The 19,102-nt window shown below is 70.1% G+C and carries 16 protein-coding genes; 12 read left to right on the forward strand and 4 right to left on the reverse strand.

Annotated features, from left to right (window positions below; all coding sequences use genetic code 11):
• Positions 1–11 precede the first annotated feature (11 nt).
• The 8 genes from R8F63_16445 to R8F63_16480 all read left to right on the forward strand — a co-directional run bounded on the left by R8F63_16445 (position 12) and on the right by R8F63_16480 (position 8,540).
• The gene (locus R8F63_16445) at positions 12–869 is read left to right on the forward strand and encodes an alpha/beta fold hydrolase (GenBank protein MDW3220202.1); all 858 of its coding nucleotides are present in this window, start codon (positions 12–14) and stop codon (positions 867–869) included.
• 4 nt (positions 870–873) lie between these two features.
• Positions 874–1,704, forward strand: coding sequence for a fumarylacetoacetate hydrolase family protein (locus tag R8F63_16450; GenBank protein ID MDW3220203.1), 831 nt, complete (start codon positions 874–876; stop codon positions 1,702–1,704).
• Complete coding sequence (locus R8F63_16455) at positions 1,701–2,591, forward strand: acetaldehyde dehydrogenase (acetylating) (protein MDW3220204.1); 891 nt, start codon at positions 1,701–1,703, stop codon at positions 2,589–2,591. The genes R8F63_16450 and R8F63_16455 overlap by 4 nt, the downstream gene beginning before the upstream one ends.
• Positions 2,591–3,628, forward strand: a complete 1,038-nt coding sequence (gene dmpG, locus R8F63_16460) for a 4-hydroxy-2-oxovalerate aldolase (GenBank protein ID MDW3220205.1) — start codon at positions 2,591–2,593, stop codon at positions 3,626–3,628. Before R8F63_16455 ends, dmpG begins: the two co-directional genes overlap by 1 nt.
• 18 nt (positions 3,629–3,646) lie before the next feature.
• Positions 3,647–4,399, forward strand: a complete 753-nt coding sequence (locus tag R8F63_16465) for an IclR family transcriptional regulator (protein ID MDW3220206.1) — start codon at positions 3,647–3,649, stop codon at positions 4,397–4,399.
• A gap of 84 nt (positions 4,400–4,483) precedes the next feature.
• Complete coding sequence (locus tag R8F63_16470; protein MDW3220207.1) at positions 4,484–5,365, forward strand: VOC family protein; 882 nt, start codon at positions 4,484–4,486, stop codon at positions 5,363–5,365.
• Positions 5,352–7,643 carry an arylsulfatase gene (locus R8F63_16475; protein MDW3220208.1) on the forward strand — a complete coding sequence of 764 codons (2,292 nt, stop codon included), beginning with the start codon at positions 5,352–5,354 and terminating at the stop codon, positions 7,641–7,643. The genes R8F63_16470 and R8F63_16475 overlap by 14 nt, the downstream gene beginning before the upstream one ends.
• Before the next feature lie 9 nt (positions 7,644–7,652).
• Positions 7,653–8,540, forward strand: a complete 888-nt coding sequence (locus tag R8F63_16480) for a TauD/TfdA family dioxygenase (protein ID MDW3220209.1) — start codon at positions 7,653–7,655, stop codon at positions 8,538–8,540.
• On the opposite strand, the gene R8F63_16485 is transcribed toward R8F63_16480, so the two are convergent.
• Complete coding sequence (locus R8F63_16485) at positions 8,518–9,372, reverse strand: SDR family oxidoreductase (GenBank protein ID MDW3220210.1); 855 nt, start codon at positions 9,370–9,372, stop codon at positions 8,518–8,520. The two genes, R8F63_16480 and R8F63_16485, sit on opposite strands and share 23 nt — an antisense overlap.
• 63 nt (positions 9,373–9,435) lie before the next feature.
• Between R8F63_16485 and R8F63_16490 the strand changes: the two genes are divergently transcribed.
• Genes R8F63_16490 through R8F63_16500 form a run of 3 tightly spaced genes read left to right on the forward strand, consistent with a single transcriptional unit; the run spans position 9,436 to position 11,696 of the window.
• A complete protein-coding gene (locus R8F63_16490) occupies positions 9,436–10,635 on the forward strand; it encodes an amidohydrolase family protein (GenBank protein ID MDW3220211.1) in 1,200 nt (399 codons plus the stop codon).
• Positions 10,632–11,021 carry a PaaI family thioesterase gene (locus R8F63_16495; protein ID MDW3220212.1) on the forward strand — a complete coding sequence of 130 codons (390 nt, stop codon included), beginning with the start codon at positions 10,632–10,634 and terminating at the stop codon, positions 11,019–11,021. Before R8F63_16490 ends, R8F63_16495 begins: the two co-directional genes overlap by 4 nt.
• A 33-nt stretch (positions 11,022–11,054) precedes the next feature.
• Entirely contained in the window at positions 11,055–11,696 is a 642-nt protein-coding gene (locus R8F63_16500) for a class I SAM-dependent methyltransferase (protein ID MDW3220213.1), read from the forward strand.
• A 25-nt stretch (positions 11,697–11,721) separates the two neighbouring features.
• On the opposite strand, the gene R8F63_16505 is transcribed toward R8F63_16500, so the two are convergent.
• Together R8F63_16505 and R8F63_16510 are read right to left on the reverse strand one after the other, a co-directional pair.
• Positions 11,722–13,521 carry an ABC transporter ATP-binding protein gene (locus tag R8F63_16505; protein MDW3220214.1) on the reverse strand — a complete coding sequence of 600 codons (1,800 nt, stop codon included), beginning with the start codon at positions 13,519–13,521 and terminating at the stop codon, positions 11,722–11,724.
• Positions 13,508–15,316 carry an ABC transporter ATP-binding protein gene (locus R8F63_16510; protein ID MDW3220215.1) on the reverse strand — a complete coding sequence of 603 codons (1,809 nt, stop codon included), beginning with the start codon at positions 15,314–15,316 and terminating at the stop codon, positions 13,508–13,510. Before R8F63_16510 ends, R8F63_16505 begins: the two co-directional genes overlap by 14 nt.
• Positions 15,317–15,408: 92 nt before the next feature.
• Between R8F63_16510 and R8F63_16515 the strand changes: the two genes are divergently transcribed.
• On the forward strand, positions 15,409–15,819 hold the full coding sequence (locus R8F63_16515; protein ID MDW3220216.1) for a hypothetical protein: 411 nt from the start codon (positions 15,409–15,411) through the stop codon (positions 15,817–15,819).
• Here R8F63_16515 and R8F63_16520 read toward each other — a convergent pair.
• The gene (locus R8F63_16520; protein MDW3220217.1) at positions 15,816–19,085 is read right to left on the reverse strand and encodes a CmcI family methyltransferase; all 3,270 of its coding nucleotides are present in this window, start codon (positions 19,083–19,085) and stop codon (positions 15,816–15,818) included. The two genes, R8F63_16515 and R8F63_16520, sit on opposite strands and share 4 nt — an antisense overlap.
• Positions 19,086–19,102 lie beyond the last annotated feature (17 nt).

Below are 19,102 nucleotides of genomic sequence, written 5' to 3' on the forward strand. Positions count from 1 at the left end.
GGCGACCGACCATGACGGACCTGACCGCGCAGAACACCACCCGCACCATCGAGACGCCGGACGGCGAGCTCCACTACCACGAGGCCGGCGACGGGCCGCCGCTCGTGCTGCTCCACGGCTCCGGCCCCGGCGTGAGTGCCTGGGCCAACTTCGGCGACAATCTCGCCTCGTTCGCCGGTCATTTCCGCACGCTGGCCCTCGACCTCCCGGGGTTCGGTCGCTCGTACGAACCCGACACCCCGGCGCCGTTGCACGGCCCCACCGCCGTCGTCGCGTTCCTCGATGCGCTCGGCATCGACCGTGCGCCCATTGTCGGCAACTCGCTCGGCGGCAACATCGCGGCCCGGGTCGCTGCCGACCACCCGGCTCGGGTCTCCCGGCTGGTGACGATGGGCGGCGTCGGCGTCCCGATCTTCAGCCCCCTGCCGTCGGAAGGCATCAGCCGCCTCGTCGACTTCGTCGAGGATCCGACCCGCAGCCGGCTGGTCGAGTGGATGCGCACGATGGTCTACGACCCGGCAATGCTCACCGACGACTTCGTCGAGCAGCGGTGGCAGGTGGCCAGCACACCGGAGGCCCTCGAAGGAATCCGCCGGATCTACAGCCGCGAGATGCTCGGCGTGCTGCGCGACATGATGCTCGACAACACCGAGACGTTCGCCCTGCTCCGCCGCATCGAGGCGCCGACGCTGGTGACCTGGGGGCGCGACGATCGCGTCACCCCGCTCGACGGATTCCTCGCCCCGATGCGGCTGATCCGCAACGCCGAACTCCACGTCTTCCCCGACTGCGGCCACTGGGCGATGCTCGAACGCAAGGACGACTGGGAGCGGGTCGTGCTGTCGTTCCTGACCCGGGACGGGGACTGATCCGGTGACCACGACCAGCCCGGACGCCGCTCGCGAGGCCGCCCTGCAGTCGGCGGCCGACCGGCTCATCGCGGCCGCCGACACGGCCGCGCCGTGCCCGCCGGTGCGCGACCTCGTGCCCGACGCCACGCTGGCGGACGGCTACGCCGTGCAGCGACTCGTGCGGGAACGAACCGAGGCGGGTCGCCGCCGGGTCGGCCGCAAGATCGGCCTCACCTCGGCGGCCGTGCAGCAGCAGATGGGCGTCGACACGCCGGACGTCGGCGTGCTCCATGCCGACATGGCGTTCGCCGACGGCCAGACGATCCCGTTCGCGAGCCTGCTCCAACCCCGCATCGAGGCCGAGGTCGCGTTCGTGCTCGGCGCCGATCTCCCGTCGGCGCCGGTCACCGCGCCCGACGTCGCCGCGGCGACCGACCATGTCGTGGCCGCGATCGAAGTGTGCGCCAGCCGCATCGCCGGATGGGACATCACGATCTTCGACACCGTGGCCGACAACGCATCCTCGGGCGTCTTCGTGTTGGGCGACACGCCGGTCGCGCTGGACCAGATCCACGATGCCCTGCCCGGCGCCGAGATGACCGTGGTCTGCGAGGGCGACGTGATCAGTGTCGGCACCGGTGCCGCCTGCATGGACCATCCGATCAACGCCGTGGTCTGGTTGGCCAACGCCGTGGCCGAGCAGGACGAGCCGCTGCGAGCCGGCGAGATCATCCTCTCCGGCAGCCTCGGCCCGCTCGTACCCGCGCGCGCCGGGGCCACGTACGAAGCGACGATCACCGGCCTCGGCTCGGTCCGCGCCGTGTTCGGACCCGCCGAGAGCGGCAACCCATGACCGTCACCGCGGCGATCGTCGGGACGGGGAACATCGGCACGGACCTGCTCCACAAACTCTGTCGATCCGACACGATCGAGCCGCGCTACATGGTCGGCATCGATCCCGAGAGCGCCGGCCTGCGGGCCGCCGCCGCAATGGGACTCGAGACCTCCGCGGGCGGGGCGGACTGGCTCCTCGCCCAGGCGGAAGCCCCGGATCTCGTGTTCGAGGCCACGTCCGCAGGTATCCATGCGGCCAACGCCCCCCGCTACGCCGCGGCGGGGATCCGGGCGGTGGACCTCACCCCGGCCGCGGTCGGCCCGTTCGTCGTCCCGCCCGTCAACCTGACGACCCACGCCGCGGCCGACAACGTCAACATGGTCACCTGCGGCGGCCAGGCGACGATCCCCATGGTCCACGCGGTGTCGCGGGTGACGCCGGTCGCCTACGCCGAGATCGTCGCCACGGTTGCGTCGGTGTCGGCGGGCCCCGGCACCCGGGCCAACATCGACGAGTTCACCCGCTCGACGGCAGCCGCCGTCGAGCAGCTCGGTGGGGCCGATCGGGGCAAGGCGATCATCATCCTGAATCCCGCCGAGCCGCCGCTCATCATGCGCGACACGATCTTCTGCTCGCTCGAACCCGATGCGGACGAGAGTGCCGTCACCACGTCGATCGAGGAGGTCGTCGCCGAGGTCCAGCAGTACGTCCCCGGCTACCGGCTGCTGCGGCCGCCCCAGTTCGATGCCGACATCACCCCCGACGGTCGCGGCCGCGTGGCCATCTTCATCGAGGTCGAGGGGGCGGGCGACTTCCTCCCGCCCTACGCGGGCAACCTCGACATCATGACGGCGGCGGCGGTGAAGGTCGGCGAGGTCCTCGCCGCCGGGAAGGTGACCGCCTGATGCCCTTCTCCGAGACCCTCGACGTCCGCATGACCGACTCGTCACTGCGCGACGGTTCCCACGCCAAGGGCCACCAGTTCACCGAGGCCGACGTGACCGCGATCGTCGACGGCCTCGCCGGCGCCGGCGTGCCCGTCATCGAGGTCACCCACGGCGACGGCCTGGCCGGATCGTCATACAACTACGGCTTCTCGGCGGTCGACGAACGCCGGCTCATGGAAGCTGCCGTCGACACGGCCGCCGGTCGTTCCCTGATCGCGGCGCTGATGCTCCCGGGCCTCGCCACGATGGACGACATCCGCGCCAGTCGCGATCTCGGCGTGTCCGTCATGCGGGTCGCCACCCACTGCACCGAAGCCGACATCGCCCGGCAACACTTCGGGATCGCCCGCGAGCTCGGGCTCGAGACCGTCGGCTTCCTGATGATGGCGCACAGCCAGGCGCCCGACGCGCTGGCCGTGCAGGCGAGGACCATGGCGGACGCGGGTTGCCAGTGCGTCTATGTCGTCGACTCGGCGGGCGCGATGATCCTCGATGAGGCGAGCGACCGGGTCGCCGCCCTCGTGGCCGAACTCGGCGACGACGCGCAGGTCGGCTTCCACGGTCATCAGAACCTCGGCCTCGGCGTGGCCAACGCGGTGCTCGCGGCCCGTGCCGGCGCCGTGCAGATCGATGCCTCCACCCGGGCGTTCGGCGCCGGGTCCGGCAACCCGCCCACGGAGGCGCTCGCCGCCGTGTTCGATCGGCTCGGCATCCGCACCGGCGTGGACGCGTTGCGCATGTTCGACGTCGCCGAGGAGGTCGTCCGCCCGGTGATGAACGACGAGTGCGTGCTCGACCGCATGAGCCTGATCATGGGGTATGCCGGCGTCTACTCGAGCTTCCTGCGCCACGCGTACCGGGCGGCCGAGCGCTACGACGTGTCCGGGGCCGAGATCCTGCTGCGCTGTGGCGAACGAAAGCTGGTCGGTGGCCAGGAGGACCAGATCATCGACATCGCGATCGAGCTGCAGAGCGAGACGAGGGCGCGCGACTAGTACCGTCGGGCGCAGATCATGGGGAACACGGACGACACGGAGCAACGCCGTTCCGTGCTCGGCCGCGTGGACACGATCCTGTCGGCCTTCGACGACTCGGACCAGGTGCTCACGCTCCAGGATCTGACCGATCGGTCCGGGCTGCCGAAGTCGACAGTGCATCGCATGATCGAACAGCTGGTCGGCATGGGTTGGCTGGAGCGCGACTTCGACGGGTACCGCGTCGGGATGCGGCTCTTCGAGATCGGCGGCCTCGCCACCCGACGGCGCCGGCTCACCGAGTCGGCGACCCCCCACCTGCACGCGCTCTCCACGAGCACGGGTTTCGCCGTTCAGCTCGGCGTCCTCGACGGGGACGAGGTCATCTATCTCCACCGCGTCACCGCAGGCGATTTCGACCTTCCGACCCGCGACGGAGGTCGCAAGCCTGCGTACTGCACCGGGCTCGGCAAGGCGATGCTCGCCTTCGACCCGGAAGCAGCGGCAGAAGTGCTCGCCGGCGATCTCCCCCGCCGCACGGCCTGCACGCTGACCACCCCCGACGCGCTGGCCGCCGAGCTCGACGTCATCGCCCGGACCGGCGTCGCACACGACCGTGAAGAGGCCTACGAGGGTCTGACCTGCGTGGCCGCCCCGTTGCGCAGCACCGGCCGGGCGATCGCGGCCGTGTCGGTCACCGGGCCGACCGACCGGTTCGACGCCGACCTCGTCGCGCCCATGGTCGTGCAGACCGCCGCCGCCATCTGGGCGGAGCGATTCCCGCGACGGTGATCCGTCCCACTCTGTGGCATCGCTTGCTGCCGCAGTACCGGTGCGCGTCTACCGTGCACGGATATCCGGTGCCCGGAGGCCTCCATGTCCAATCTGTCGCTCGGCTATCTCCGTCTGCGAACCCCGAACCTCGACGCGTGGGACGCCTTCGCCGCGGACGTGCTCGGGTTCATGCCGGCCGCCGGGCCGGACCAGACCAGCCGCTACTTCCGCTGGGACGACCATCCCTACCGGCTCCACCTCGAGCCCGGTGAGGACGCCGACCTGCTCGCGATCGGCTGGGAGGCGACGGACGATCTCGCCCTCGAGACCCTGGTCACCGCGCTCGAGGCCGACGGCATCACCGTCACCCGCGGGGCGGACGAAGAGGCGGCGGCACGGCTCGTGTCCGGCTTCGTCTCCTTCACCGATCCGGCCGGCGCGCCGGTGGAGATCTTCTGGGGTCCGATCTTCGACCACGAACGGGTGGTCACCCCCCTCGTCTCCGGCTTCGTCACCGGCGAGATGGGCTTCGGTCACGTCGTCACCTCCGTGGAGAACCTCCAGGACGCCGTCGACTTCTACCGTCGGCATCTCGGCTTCCATCTCCGCAACACCTGGGACATCGGCGTCATGGAGATGGCGTTCCTCAGCCCCAACGCGCGCCACCACAGCCTCGCCTTCGGCGCGGGCATGCCCGGCCCGGGCCGACTCCGCCACTTCATGGTCGAGGCCGCGACGATCGACGATGTCGGCTACGCCCAGGACCGTTGCCTCGACGCCGGGGTGCCGGTGATCATGGGCCTCGGTCGGCACACCAACGACCACATGCTCTCGTTCTACTGCGAGGGCCCGGACGGCTTCCTCGTGGAGTTCGGTTGGGGCGGACTCCAGATCGACGACCCGGCCGACGTGCCGATGTACCAGATCACCAAGCCGAGTGTGTGGGGCCACCGGCCGATCCTGACCCGCCGTGACCTCGGCTGACGGCGCCGACGACCCGACGCTCGGCGGGCGGATCGATCGCCTCGTCGGCGATTCCGAACCGGCGTGGCCGGAGCCGGTCGTGCCCCCGGCGCCGGGCCCGAACGTGGTGGTCGTCCTGCTCGACGATCTGGGCTTCAGCGACATCGGCCCCTACGGGTCCGAGATCCCGACGCCCAACCTCGACCGACTCGCCGACGCTGGCGTCTGCTTCTCGAACTACCACACCAGTCCCCTGTGCTCGCCGTCTCGTGCCGCGCTGCTGACCGGACGCAACCCCCACCGGGCCGGCTTCGGCGGCGTGGCCAACTTCGATCCGGGGTTCCCCGGCTGGGCGATGGAACTCGGCGCCGACGTCCCCACGCTGCCCGGCGTCCTGCGCGAGGCGGGCTACGCCACCTACGCCGTCGGCAAGTGGCACCTCACCCGCGACGCCGCGATGCATGACGGCGCCCCTCGGGATTCCTGGCCGCTCCAGTGCGGGTTCGATCGCTTCTACGGGATCCTCGAGGGCTGGACCAACCTGCACCACCCGCACCGGCTGGTGCGCGACAACTCGCCCGTCGACGTCGACGAGTACCCGGAGGGCTACTACTTCACCGACGACATCACCGACGAGGCGATCTCCTACCTCAAGGCTCTGCGCGCCCACGAGGCCGAGCGGCCGTTCTTTCTCTACCTCGCCCACGGTGCCGTCCACGGTCCGCTCCACGCGAAGCCCGACGACATGGCCCGCCACCGGGGCAACTACGACGTCGGGTGGGACGTCGTGCGGGAGCGACGGTTCGCCCGCCAACTCGAGCGCGGGCTCTTCCCCGACGGCACCGCGATGGCGCCGCGCAACCACGAACCCGGCCACGAGGTCGAGCCGTGGGACGACCACGACGCCGACGAACAGGCCCGGTTCGCGCGCTACATGGAGACCTACGCGGCGATGGTCGACAACGTCGATCAGAACCTGGGGCGCCTCCTCGACACGATCGAGGCGCTCGGCGACGCCGACAACACGGTCGTCATCTTCACCTCCGACAACGGTGCGACCGAGGAGGGCGGGGCGAGCGGCTCCCGCAGCTACTTCAAACAGTTCGGCGGGCTCGGCGCCATGACGGGCTGGGAGCTCGACACGCCCCGCGACCCCGAGCTCATCGGTGGGCCACGGGTCCTCGCCCACTACCCGCGCGGGTGGGGCATGGCATCCAACACACCGTTCCGCCTCTACAAGCGGTCGACCCACGCCGGCGGCGTGCGGGTGCCGATGATCGTCTCGTGGCCCGCCGGGGTGCCGGCGGACGGGCGCGGCGAGGTGCGGCTCCAGTACCAGTACGTCACCGACCTCTTCGCCACGGTGCTCGACCTCGTCGGTGCCGCCCCGGTCGACGGTCAGGACGGATCCAGCTTCGCTGCCGCCGTCACCGCAGGAGCGACGGCGAGCACCCACCTCGAGCAGTACAGCGAGTGCTTCGGTAACCGCAGCTTCTACCGCGACGGCTGGAAGCTCGTCGCCAGCCACCGGCGCGGCGCGCCCTACGACGACGAGGAGTGGGAGCTGTACGACATCGAGACCGACCCCACCGAGACGAACGACCTCGCCGCTGCCCAGCCCGAGCGGGTGGCCGAGCTCGCCGACGCGTGGGACGCGGCCGCCTGGGACAACCAGGTGTTCCCGCTCGACGACGGCACCGGGCTGCTCCAGCTCCTGCGCCGCCCGGACGATGCCCGGTTCCACGAGCCGGTACGCATCCTTCCCGGCACGCCCACGCTCGAGCGCTACCGATCGCAGCGCCTCATCGCCTTCCGCAGCTTCGCGGTGGACGTGGAACTCGACCACGGCCCCGACGATGCCGGTGTGCTGGTCGCCCACGGCGACCAGGGGGGCGGCTACTCGCTCTTCGTCGAGGACGGCACGCTGACGTTCGCCTACAACCACTACGGCGACGTCTCCCTGGTGCCGGCCGGACCACTCGCCGCCGGGCCCCACACGGTCACCCTCGACGCCGCGGCCACCGGGCGCTTCCTGTGGGACTTCACGGTGAGCGTGGACGGCGAGGAGGTCGCGACCCTTCCGGAGACACCGATCCTGCTCGGCTTCGCGCCGTTCCAGGGGATCGACGTCGGCATCGACCGACGCTCACCCGTGGTGTGGGACCTCTTCGAGCGCCACGGCTCGTTCCCCTACCGCGGCGAGATCCATGCCGTCACCTATCGGCCGGGACCACCGGCCGACTACGACCCCGAGCAGCTCGTCGACGCGCTCCGCGCCGCGGGGCGAGCCGGACAATAGGAGCCCGCCATGATCGAAGTTGTCCCCCAGTCCCAGCACACCGGTGCCGAGATCCGCGGCGTCACCCTGTCGCCGGATCTCGACGAGGCGACCGTCGCCGAGATCCGGGCCGCCCTGTTGCGCTGGAAGGTGATCTTCTTTCGCGACCAGGACCTCGACCGCGACACCCACATCGCGCTCGGCGCGCGCTTCGGCGAGGTCACCCCGGCCCATCCCACCCTGCCGCCGCGGTTCCCCGACCACCCCGAGATCGTCGTCATCCAGAAGGACGCCCACGGCCACGACGACCCGGACGAGACGATCCTCGAACACCGGTGGCACAGCGACGTCACCTACATGGCGGAACCGCCGATGGGATCGATCCTGCGGGCCGTCGAGCTCCCGCCCTACGGCGGCGACACCGAGTGGACGAACCTCGCCGCGGCCTACGCCGGACTGTCCACCCCGCTGAAGACGATGATCGACGACCTCACCGCGGTCCATCACAACGTGCTCCACCTGATGCGGGGCGAGCCGAACCAGCTCCAGAAGGACTTCGAGTCGGTCCGATTGCGGGCTCGCCACCCGCTCGTGTCGATCCACCCCGAGACGGGCGAGAAGGTCGTCTACGCGAACCCCGACTTCACGAGCCACATCTACGAGCTGACCCGACCGGAGAGCGCACACGTCCTCGCCTGCCTCTACGACCAGCTCGCGAGCCGCGAGTTCACCGTGCGGTTCCGGTGGGAGCCGGGCTCGGTCGCCTTCTGGGACAACCGGGCCACCGCCCACCGTGCCCCGCTCGACGTGCCCGAGGGCTATCACCGCGAGATGGAACGGATCACCCTTCGCGGCGGGCCCCACACCGGGCCGACCGGCTTCGTCTCCGAGGAGTTCAGAGGCCCTGCGGGCGGTTGACGAACCGCCCGGCGGCGGGGCTGTAGAACCAGCCGCCGCCGGCCTTCGTGCCACCGTCGACGGGGATGTTGTGACCCGTGACGAAGCTCGACATGTCCGACGCCAGGAAGAGGGCGACGCGAGCCTGATCGGGAGGCCAACCGAGGCGACCGACCGGGGCCCATGCCTCCCACAACGCCTCGTGGTCCTCGTTGCCGCGGATGTAGTCCACCTGGGGCGTCTGGGTGAGATCGACCCCGATGCCGTTCGCCCGGATGCCGTGCCGGCCGTAGCCGACCGCGAGCGAGGTGGTGAAGTGGGCGGCCGCCGCCTTCATCGCGGCGTAGACCGGCTCGCCCGGGAAGCCCCGCATGCCTTCGACCGAGTGCACGTTGACGATGGATCCGCCACCCCGGTCGATCATCGGGTTGATGAAGGCGCGGGTGACGGCGAAGAGATGCCAGAGGTTGATGCGCTGCATCGCCTCCCACGACTCCGGGTCCGAGTCGTGGAAGCGGACCTGGGGGCGGTAGTCGCCGACATTGTTGACGAGCACGTCGATCCCGCCGTGTTCGTCGAGCACCGCGCCGGCCAGCGCGGCGACGCCCTCCTCCGTACGCACGTCGACGACATGGGTGCGGACACGACCGCCGGCGTCGGTGACGGACTGCGAGACCGCCGCGGCCCGGTCCGGGTCGATCTCGGCAACCTCGACCCGCGCTCCGTGGGCCGCGAAGAGCTCGACGATCCCGGCCCCGATCCCGGCGCCGCCGCCGGTGACAACCGCCACCTTGCCATCGAGCAAGCGGTTCCAGTCCTCGATCGACGGGACGGCGGACGGATCGGCGCTCACGGGCCGACCCTAGAACGACTCATCACCGCACGGTAGATTTCGGCGACGGACGGAGGCGAACCGATGACCACGACCGACCGCTACACCGTGATCTCGGCGGACTGCCACGCCGGCGGCAACCACGCCCAGTACCGCGAGTACCTCACTGCCGAACTGCGTGACCTGTTCGACGAGTGGCGCGGCGGCTATCGCAATCCCTTCCGTGACCTCCAGGACGACGGCCGCAGCCGGAACTGGGACGACGATCGCCGCATCGCCGATCTCGAGGCCGACGGCACCGTCGCCGAGGTCGTGTTCCCGAACACCGTGCCGCCCTTCTTCCCGACCGGCGTGGTCGTGGCGCCGGCGCCGAGCCCCGAGGACTACCGGCGCCGGCTGGAAGGCATCCGGGCCCACAACCGTTGGCTCGCCGACTTCGTGTCGCGCCACCCGACCCGCCGTGCCGGCCTCGGTCAGATCCTGCTCAACGACGTGGACGAGGCCGTCGCCGACGTGCAGTGGTGTCGCGAGCACGGGATCGTCGGCGTGCTCCTCCCCGGCGTCTCCCCCGACACGCCGTGGATCGAACCCCTCTCGTCCGACGCCTACGACCCACTGTGGGCCGCCTGTCAGGACCTCGACATGCCGGTCACCCACCATGCCGGGGGCAGCGGGATACCCGAGTTCGCCGACACGCCGTTCCGCAATCTCGTCTTCATGATGGAGAGCGGCTTCTACGCGAACCGGGCGTTCTGGCATCTCATCTGGAGCGGCGTCTTCAGCCGGTTCCCGCGGCTCAAGCTGATCCTCACCGAGCAGGGAACGGACTGGCTGCCGCCCGCGCTCAACCGGATGGAGCACTTCTACAACATGATGAAGTCGGGCCGCGTCGGCGAGCTGGGCATCCCCGCCGAGGCCATCCAGGACCTCAGCCCCGTCGAGATCTTCCGGCGCAACATCTGGATCGGGTCGAGCTTCCCGGCTCCGTCCGACGCCCAGCGCTATCGCGAGTGGGGCATCGACCGGTTCATGTGGGGCAGTGACTACCCGCACAACGAGGCGACCTGGCCGTACAGCCACGAGTCGCTGCGGCGCACGTTCCACGACTGGGAGCAGGACGAGCTCGCCGCCGTGCTCGGGGGCACCGCGGCCCACGTCTACGGCTTCGACCTCGATGCCCTCGCCCCCCTCGCCGCCGAGCACGGCCCGGCCGTCGACGCCGTGAAGGTGCCCCTCGACGAGATCCCGGCCGACGCCACCAGCCCGGCGTTTCACCGACCGTGACGAACGACGTCGACGACTCGCCGTTCCCGTTCATGACGTGGCTCGGTTTCGAGCTCGCCATCGAGGACGACGGTGCCTGCGTCGCGGCGATCGATCTCGAACGGCGACACATGAATCCCAACGGGATCGCCCACGGCGGCGTGGCGTACGCACTCATGGACACCGCGATGGGCGGCGCGACCATGGCGGATGTGGAGGACGGTCGGCGCTGTGCGACCATCGAGATCCACGTGCGGTACCACCGTGGGGCGAGAGCGGGCCGGCTCACGGCTCGCGCCCGCGTGACGAGCGCGAGCAAGCGGGTGGTCCATCTCGAAGCGACGACCACCGACGCCGACGGGACGCTCATCGCCTCGGCCACCGGCAGCTTCGCGATCACCGACTGACGACGAACCGCCGCTCTCCCATAGGTTTGCCCCGTGCGCAGCGAACGCGACCGCAACGTCACCGCGGCGTACGACGACGTGGCGGAGATCTACGCCCGGCTCTACGTCGACGATCTCGACGACCGACCCACCGATCATGCGCGCGTCCGCGCGCTCGCACACGACGTCCGGCGTGGGACCGGACCCATTCTGGACATCGGCTGCGGGCCGGGACACGTCACCGCCGAACTGGTCGCGCTCGGCGCCGATGCGGTCGGCATCGAGCCGTCTGGGTCGATGCTCGCGGAGGCGACGCGGCGTTTCCCCGGCTGTCCGTTCGTGCTCGGGGACATGACCGCGCTGCCCTGCGCGACCGGCCGCGCCGGTGGTGTGCTGGCGCGCTACTCCACGATCCACACGCCTCCGACAGAGCTGCAACCCGCGTTCTCGGAGTTCGCCCGCGTACTCCGCCGCGGCGGATCCGTCCTGCTGTTCTTCCACGCGGCGGATCCGTCCGAGCCACACGGCGAGTCGTTCGACCATCGCGTCGCGACGGCCTACCGCGCCGATCCGGACCGAATCGCCGAGGCACTCACACGGGAGGGGTTCACCATCGACGATGTGGCGCGGCGACCACCCGCCGAAGGCGAGCGGTTCACCCAGGCCTGCGTCACGGCGCGCCGCTCAGCCGGGTAGGAACCCGGAGCCCTCTCCCGCCGACCTAGCGGTAGGCCGCCGCCTGGATCGCGAAGAGCTCGGCGTACTGACCGCCGGCGGCAACGAGCTCTTCGTGGGTCCCGAACTCCACGACCCGGGCGCCGTCCATCACCACGATCAGGTCGGCCATCCGCACGGTCGAGAAGCGGTGCGAGACGAGGATCGTCAGCCGGTTCGAGTCGGTCTGTTCGCGCGCGGCGCGGGCGAACCCTTCGAAGAGGGCGTGTTCGGTCTCGGCGTCGAGGGCGGCGGTGGGCTCGTCGAGGATCATCACCAACGGCTCGTCGCGCATGAACCCCCGCGCCAGCGCCAGCTTCTGCCACTGGCCGAAGCTCACCTCGACCCCCTCGTCCCAGGACGGGCCGAGCTGCGTGTCGAGACCGGCGGCCAACCGCTCGACCACGTCGTCCGCACCGGCCCGCCCGATCGCGGTCTCCGCCGCCTCGCGGGAATCGAGCCGCACGATGTCGCCCACACCGACGCTGCGCTGGGCATGGAACTCGAAGCGGAAGAAGTCCTGGAACGCACCACCGAGTTTCTCGCGCCACTCGCGGGTCGGCATCGTGGCGATGTCCACGCCGTCGGCCGTGATCCGACCACTCGTCGGGGCGTACATGCGAGCGAGCAGCTTCACGAGGGTCGACTTGCCGGCGCCGTTCTCCCCGACCACGGCGATCACGGCACCGGCCGGCAGTTCGAGCGTGATGTCGTCGAGCACGATCGGGTCGGTGCCGGGATAGCGGAAGCTGACGTGCTCGAACCGGATGGCGTCCTCGAGCTGGGTGGGCGCGGACGCCGTGGCGGCGTCGTCGATCGACGCCGAGTAGTCCTCCAGCCAGGTCAGCCGCCGTGAGGCGTCGAGCCAGAAGCCGCGCAGGAACCCCATCTCGCCGGCCGTGCCGCCGACGTAGCGGGCCAGCTGGGTCCCGGCCGCGACCACGAGCACGACATCGCCCACGCCGCGGTCGAGCACGGAGCTGACGTAGACGATGGCGCCGACGTAGCCGGCGCCGAAGATCGCCCACACGAGGCACTGCCACGCCGCGGTGACCCACCGCACTCGGGCGACGGGGCCGTACCACTGTTCCCACACGCGCCGCCGTTCGTCGGTCAGCCACGCCCCGCTGTTGGTGACGCGGACCTCCTTGCCGGGGGGCGCAGTGGTGCCGAGGTCGAAGAGGTGACGCGCGAGTCGGGTGTTGGCGATGACCGACTCCTCGACCCGGCGCTCCACCGCTGGCCGCCACGTCGACGCGTAGAACGCCGGAAGCGAGCACGCGAGGAGCAGCACGAGCACCGGATGGATCGAGGCGAGCAGGGCGGCGATCACGACGAGCCGGAACAGCCAGCCCAGCGTGGAGAACAGGGACATGAACAGGTGATCGAGGGTGAACACCTGGTCGCGCAGCATGGCGAGCCGGTCGAGGTACTCCGGGCGTTCGTGGTGCTCGATGGTCGGCACCGAGGCCTGGAGTTCCGCGACGTGCGATTCCAGCGCGATCACCACCCGGTCGCGGAAGCGGCGTTGCACCCGCTGGGAGAGCACGCCGAGCCACCAGGTCGCCGAGGTCGAGATGGCGAGACCGATCGCGGCGACGACGATCACATCGCGGTCGCCGTCCACCACGCCGTCGATGAGGAACTTGAGCCAGAGGGCGAGGAGGGCGTCCGGCAGCATCATCAACAGGGCGAGCAGCAGCGAGATCCCCAGGAGTCGGGGTTCGGCCCGCCAGCCGAGCGAGAACGTCCGCCAGAGCGACCGGAACCCACCGGGCAGCGGCTCGGGGGCGTCAGAGCGATTCATGGACGATCTCCTCCCCGTGCTCGTCCAGCTCCGGGATCCCCTCTTCGAAGCGGGAGGCCTGGAGCTCGAACATCGTCTCGTAGCGGCCACCGAGTGCGACGAGCTCCTCGTGGGTGCCGAGCTCGATGATCCGGCCGTCCTCGACCACGGCGATGCGATCGGCGAGCCGGACACTCGAGAAGCGGTGCGAGACGAGGATCGTCGTGCACGATGCGGTCGCGGTCAGCACCCGCTCGAAGATCTCGGCCTCGCCCCGCACGTCGAGCTGGGCCGTCGGCTCGTCGAGCAGGACGACGCGGGCGCCGGCGTCCACGGCACACAGGGTGCGGGCCAACGCGATGCGCTGCCACTGGCCGCCGGACAGATCGGTGCCGCCGGGATACGCCTTCGAGAGAATCGTGTCGAGATCGCCGCCGGCGAGCTCGTCGGCCCCGGCGGCCCGCAGCGCGGCATGGATGCGATCGTCCGGAGCACCGAGCGGCGCGACATTGGTGCGCAGGGGCAGCTCGAACTTCACATAGTCCTGGAAGACCGCGGTGAGATGGCTCCGCCAGGCGCCGAGATCGAGGTCACGCAGGTCGATGCCGTCGACCTCGATCCGTCCGGCGGTCGGGTCGTAGAGGCGGCACAGCAGTTTCGCGATCGTCGTCTTGCCCGCCCCGTTCTGCCCCACGATCGCGAGCGACGTGCCGGCCGGGATCTCGAGGTCGATGCCCTTCAGCACCAGCCGATCATCGTGGGGATAGCCGAACTCCAGCCCCCGGAAGGCGAGCGCCGGCGCCTCGGCCGGCGGGGCGATGGTGCCGACGGCACGCACCTGATCCTGCTCGGCCAGTGCCGCCTCGAGACGGTGGAGCGCGGCGACCGGCGCGGCCGCTCCGTCGAGGGACCAGTTGAGTCCGCCGAACGCGATAGACGACACCCCGATCGCCGCCTGGATGAACACGACGGTGCGCGCCTCGCTCAACGTGCCGTTCGCGGCCTGGTCGGCGATGAGCCAGAAGACGAACAGGTTGGCCGCGATGACGATCGCCATCGCCATGAAGACCGACTTCTCCCGGAGCCGGGTGGCCTCGTACTGGAGCTCGTAGAGACGGCGGCGGGTGGTGATGAACCGATCGATGACCCAACCGGCGACGCCGAAGTAGCGGATCTCCTTGGCCGGCGCGGCGTCCACGGCCAGCCGGTACGTGTAGTCCGCGTGACGCTGGGCGTTGCGCACCTCGTCGGTGTTGCGGTCCTTCCACACGCCGCTCTCGCGCAGGAGCCAGTGGGTCGATCCCCAGGCGAGCACGATGACCGGTGGGATCCACCACTCGAAGCCGAACAACAGGGTCGCCGCCGCGATCCCGACCACGAGATCGACGAGGCCGGTGGCGATGAAGTCCATCGACACGGCGAGCGGTGGTCCCATGATCCCGAGGTCGAAGTCGCGGGCCATGGTGAGGTCGTTGACGAGCGCCGACGACTCCAGATGTCCGATCCCCTCGGGGCCGGTGGACAACTGCATCAGGCGGTCGTAGAGGTACGCAGCCGTGCGGCTGCCGAGGTTCGCACTCACGGCCTGGTGCAGCGGCTGGACGACCAGCATCAGGGTGAACATCGAGCCGACGAGGACCAGAGGTCCGGTCAGGCTGTGGTCGGCGGTGACCGCGGCGACGAGCCAGCCGAACGCGAGCGACACGACCGCGGGAAGCACGCCGCGCAGGACGACGAGGATCCACCAGAGCGTGGCGTAGACCGGCGCGGCGCGGTACAGGGCACGGGCGAACTGGATCTCCGGGCGATTCCGCACGAGGGAGACAGTACGACCTCACGTCACGTGAGGGGCAAGGACTGCAGTCGGACCCTTCCGTGACCCGGCTGCGACCGGTACCCTCGGCCCGCATGGAGTACGTGATGGTGCCGGTGCCCGAGGAGCTCGTCGACGACGTTCGCCGCTATCTCGACTGGAACCTCGCCGCCCCGACCGTCGAGATCGACAACCCGGACGCCCTCGAGGAGGTGGTCGGCGCGACGACCGGACACATGCGGGTGCTCGCCGACCGGATCGCGGAACTCATCCTGGACGGCACGGCGCCGACCCTCCCCGACCTCGCGGCCGAGCTCTCCATCAGCACCCACGAGGCGCTCGGGCTGATGCACGACCTCAACGCGCGGCTCCGCAACGCGGGAGGACCGATGGCGGTGGTGCTCGCCCAGGTCGACCCCGAACCGAAGCCGGACGACCGAACCGACTTCGACCATCGGCTCCTCATCATGTCGATGAAGAACGCGGCCCGGGTCCGCAACCTCTAGTCGATCCGCTTGAGGAACCCGCCGGGGTTGAAGGTCAGCGAGTACTTCTCCATCGCCGGATCCGGCATGAAGTCACCGAAGCTCCCGAGGATCTGCTTCACGCCCTCGGCGGGCCCGGGGCCGAACTCCGGCCAGACAGGGCGACCGTTGACGACAGTGTCGGTCACGACCACGTAGGAGCCGGACGGCACGAATCGTTCGAGCTGCTTGAACTCGCGGAACGTCGCCGCCCGATCGACCCGTCCCCCGAGGACGACCATCGCCGACCCTTCGCCGACCAGCTCGGCGACGGCGTCTGCCGTGCGCTTCTCGCCGGCGTCGCCGTCCAGCGTCGTGATGCGGTCATGGGTCGCCATGTCGTCGGCGGCACCGAGCGCCACCACGGTGCCGTGGCCGACGAGGTCACACATCGACGCGAAGAACAGGGTGCGCCCGCCGTCGCCGGCGCCGGTCTCGACGATCACGTCCGGGCGAACCCGCTCGATGATCTCCTGATAGGCGAGCAGGTCCGTCGGTGCGTCAGCGATCGCCCGCCCCAGCCACGACGTGTGCCGCCAGGGAAGGCTCAACCAGGTGGCCTCGGTGAACGCGGCAGCCAGGTCGTCGGCGACGGGCGCCGGCGTCTCGGGTAGCCCGCGTTCGTCCGTGACGTTCACGAACGCCCTCGGCTCGAGCCGGCGGGACTTGGTGCGCCGCGCCGCGTCGGTCGGGAGCCGCCCGACGAAGTGCAGGGGTTTGCCGGGTCCCTTGAACGCGCGACCGCGGAGCTCGGCGAACTGCCTCGCATAGCCGTGGACGCGGGTGCGGCGAAGCGCCGGATCGATCTGGTTCGTCGTGGTGCCGCCGTGGATCTGATGGAACGACCCCTCGCCGATCATGGAGCAGACGGTGATGTCCGGCGACGTGCCGAGCCGCTCGTAGAGCTCGAGGTTGGCGTAGGACCCACCGGGCTCGTCGAAGCCCTCGTCGAGGCCACCGACCTGCTGGAGTTGAGCGCGCGACACGACGAGGCAGTTGCTCTCCCACACGCCGTCGAACCAGTCGCGATCACCGACGAACGAGCCGATCTCGAACAGCCGGTAGCCGGCCCGGGGCCACTTGATCTTCTCGAAGAGCTCGTCCTCGTAGGCCTGGTCGTAGCCATCGTCCATCGCGTCACCCTGCTGACCGGGGCCGACGTAGAACTGCTGGGTGGCGACGATCGCCGGCGCGTGGTTGCGCATCGCCATCGTCGCGAAGTGGTACACGCCGGGGGTGAGGACGTGGGCGCCGTCGATCATGATCGCGACGTTCTCCCCCGCGCACTCACCGATCGCCTTGTTGAGGGCGAACACGGGTGACGGCTTCGCCTCGTCGCCCATGTCGAGCAGGCGGAACTCCGGGCCGAAGCTCTCGACGAAGGACGCGTCGAGTCGCTGGTCGGCGGCCGATCCGTTGTCGATCGCGATGACCTCGAAGCGGAGATCGTCGATGTTCTCCTGGTACGAGCGTGAGAGCGACCGCAGGGTGCGCTCGGCTTCGCGAGCCATGTTGTGGAACACGACGACGACGCTGAGATCGAGCTCTCCCGACGACGCGGGTCGCACGAGCGGGGCCCCGCCGAACCCGGCCGCGGCCGCAACAGCCGCGGCTTTCCCGGTCGTGGAGCCGTCGCCGGCCGACTTGACCCACGACACGGTGAGATCGTCGTGACGTTCGAGCGGTGACTCGATGCCGTGGTCGGCGTGGAACGATTCGATGCCGGCCCGCAGCCCGTCGTCGCCCGACTCGTCCACGACCACGACCCCGCCGACGGCGACACGGTCGTAGAGGAGCGTCAGCGCGTCGAGCGACTCGGATCCGGCATGGCCGATCCGCAGGAGGGCGATCTCCTCGACCGGCGCGGCCGGCAACGTCGACGCCAGGGGTCCGGTGAGGAACGAGACCCGGTCGTCGAGCAGGTCGAACGAGTCGAATCCGTCGCGCACCATGTTGAGGTCCGCCTGGAAGCCACTGAGGCCCTGTTTCGGCATCGTCGGGCGGGTGTCGGACCCTGGCGCGGACCGGAACCGATCGGCCACCCACACGCGGCGGTCGTCGAGCTCGTGGCCCTCGAGATAGGCCCGCAGGAAGATGGCCCCGCCACCGCGACCGGTGCCGCATTCGACGAGGTCGCCCGGGACCGCGTTCACCCGGACATGGTCGAGCAGCGATTCGAGATGGTCGAGACGACTCCGCCCCATCGCGGTCAGTGGCAGGAACGACGACGACGCGGCCCCATCGGGGCCGCTCTCGCCCGAGCGGGCCCGGACCAGCGCGTTCATAGCCGGCTTGTCGTAGCGAGCGGGATCGCGCAACGCCGCCGGATCCACCGGCTGATCGGTGCCGATGCGATCGACGAGGTGGGCGAGGCGGGCCTCGTTCTCGAGATAGTGCTCGTTGAGCAGCGCCTGCTTGACCACGCCGAGATAGCGAGCGGTCGCGCGGGCCTGGTACTGCTCGCGCTGGAAGAAGACGTTGTGCTGGAACAGCATCGCCTTGAGACGGATGTCCTCCGCGACCTCGAGGAGCTCGAGGCGCGTCTCCGAGGACTCCAGGCGATCGAAGGCCGCGGCCAGCTCCGGCTCGGCCGCGAGGCGCTCCTCCTCCACCACGAACGCGAGCCCGAAGTAGAAGGGGAGAACGATCACCCGCAGCGGCTTCGGATACTCCTTCACGAAGTCGTCGAGACCGGTCATGACCCCGTTGCGCTCGCCGCCCTCCTCGAGGGCGTTGGCCATCGTCGGGTTGAGCCCGCCCTTCTTGGCGAGCTTCTTCTGACCGGGCCGCATGCCGAGATGGTCGTAGGGCTGACGACGTTCCTCGGGCACGTTCGACGGGTCGTAGTAGAGGTCCCGCCGGCCGTAGGGCCAGCACACGTCGTGGAGGATCATGACGGGCATGGCCACACCGGCGCGGGTCGCACTCGCGGCGAGCATGCTGCACTCGTTGTAGACCGTCCACCAGTTGTGGTCGCCGTCGATGAGCGCGGCGTCCATGGGTTCGAGATCGGGGAGCACGTCGAGGCTGAGCGCCTCGTGGAACACGTACTGGCCGGGGAACATGCGCTCGTGTTCGCCCGGATCGAAGTCCGGCACCGGATCGATGACGTGCAGTACCGCCTCCGGACCGAGGTGTTCGAGGATCTGAACGGTGTTCTCGCCGCGCAGCGCGCCGATCTCGACGACCTTGCGGGCGCCGGCGGCGCGCAACACGGGCGCGATGGCTACATCCCAGAGGGGAAACATGGGACCGAGAGTAGCCC

The organism is Acidimicrobiales bacterium (assembly GCA_033344915.1).
Classification (GTDB): Bacteria; Actinomycetota; Acidimicrobiia; order Acidimicrobiales; family Aldehydirespiratoraceae; genus JAJRXC01.

Excerpts from the sequence above, each read along its gene's own strand:
- R8F63_16445 (MDW3220202.1), top strand. The coding sequence starts at position 12 with ATGACGGACCTGACCGCGCAGAACACCACCCGCACCATCGAGACGCCG.
- R8F63_16455 (MDW3220204.1), top strand. The coding sequence starts at position 1,701 with ATGACCGTCACCGCGGCGATCGTCGGGACGGGGAACATCGGCACGGAC.
- dmpG (MDW3220205.1), top strand. The coding sequence starts at position 2,591 with ATGCCCTTCTCCGAGACCCTCGACGTCCGCATGACCGACTCGTCACTG.
- R8F63_16465 (MDW3220206.1), top strand. The coding sequence starts at position 3,647 with ATGGGGAACACGGACGACACGGAGCAACGCCGTTCCGTGCTCGGCCGC.
- R8F63_16470 (MDW3220207.1), top strand. The coding sequence starts at position 4,484 with ATGTCCAATCTGTCGCTCGGCTATCTCCGTCTGCGAACCCCGAACCTC.
- R8F63_16480 (MDW3220209.1), top strand. The coding sequence starts at position 7,653 with ATGATCGAAGTTGTCCCCCAGTCCCAGCACACCGGTGCCGAGATCCGC.
- R8F63_16490 (MDW3220211.1), top strand. The coding sequence starts at position 9,436 with ATGACCACGACCGACCGCTACACCGTGATCTCGGCGGACTGCCACGCC.
- R8F63_16505 (MDW3220214.1), bottom strand. The coding sequence starts at position 13,521 with ATGAATCGCTCTGACGCCCCCGAGCCGCTGCCCGGTGGGTTCCGGTCG.
- R8F63_16515 (MDW3220216.1), top strand. The coding sequence starts at position 15,409 with ATGGAGTACGTGATGGTGCCGGTGCCCGAGGAGCTCGTCGACGACGTT.
- R8F63_16520 (MDW3220217.1), bottom strand. The coding sequence starts at position 19,085 with ATGTTTCCCCTCTGGGATGTAGCCATCGCGCCCGTGTTGCGCGCCGCC.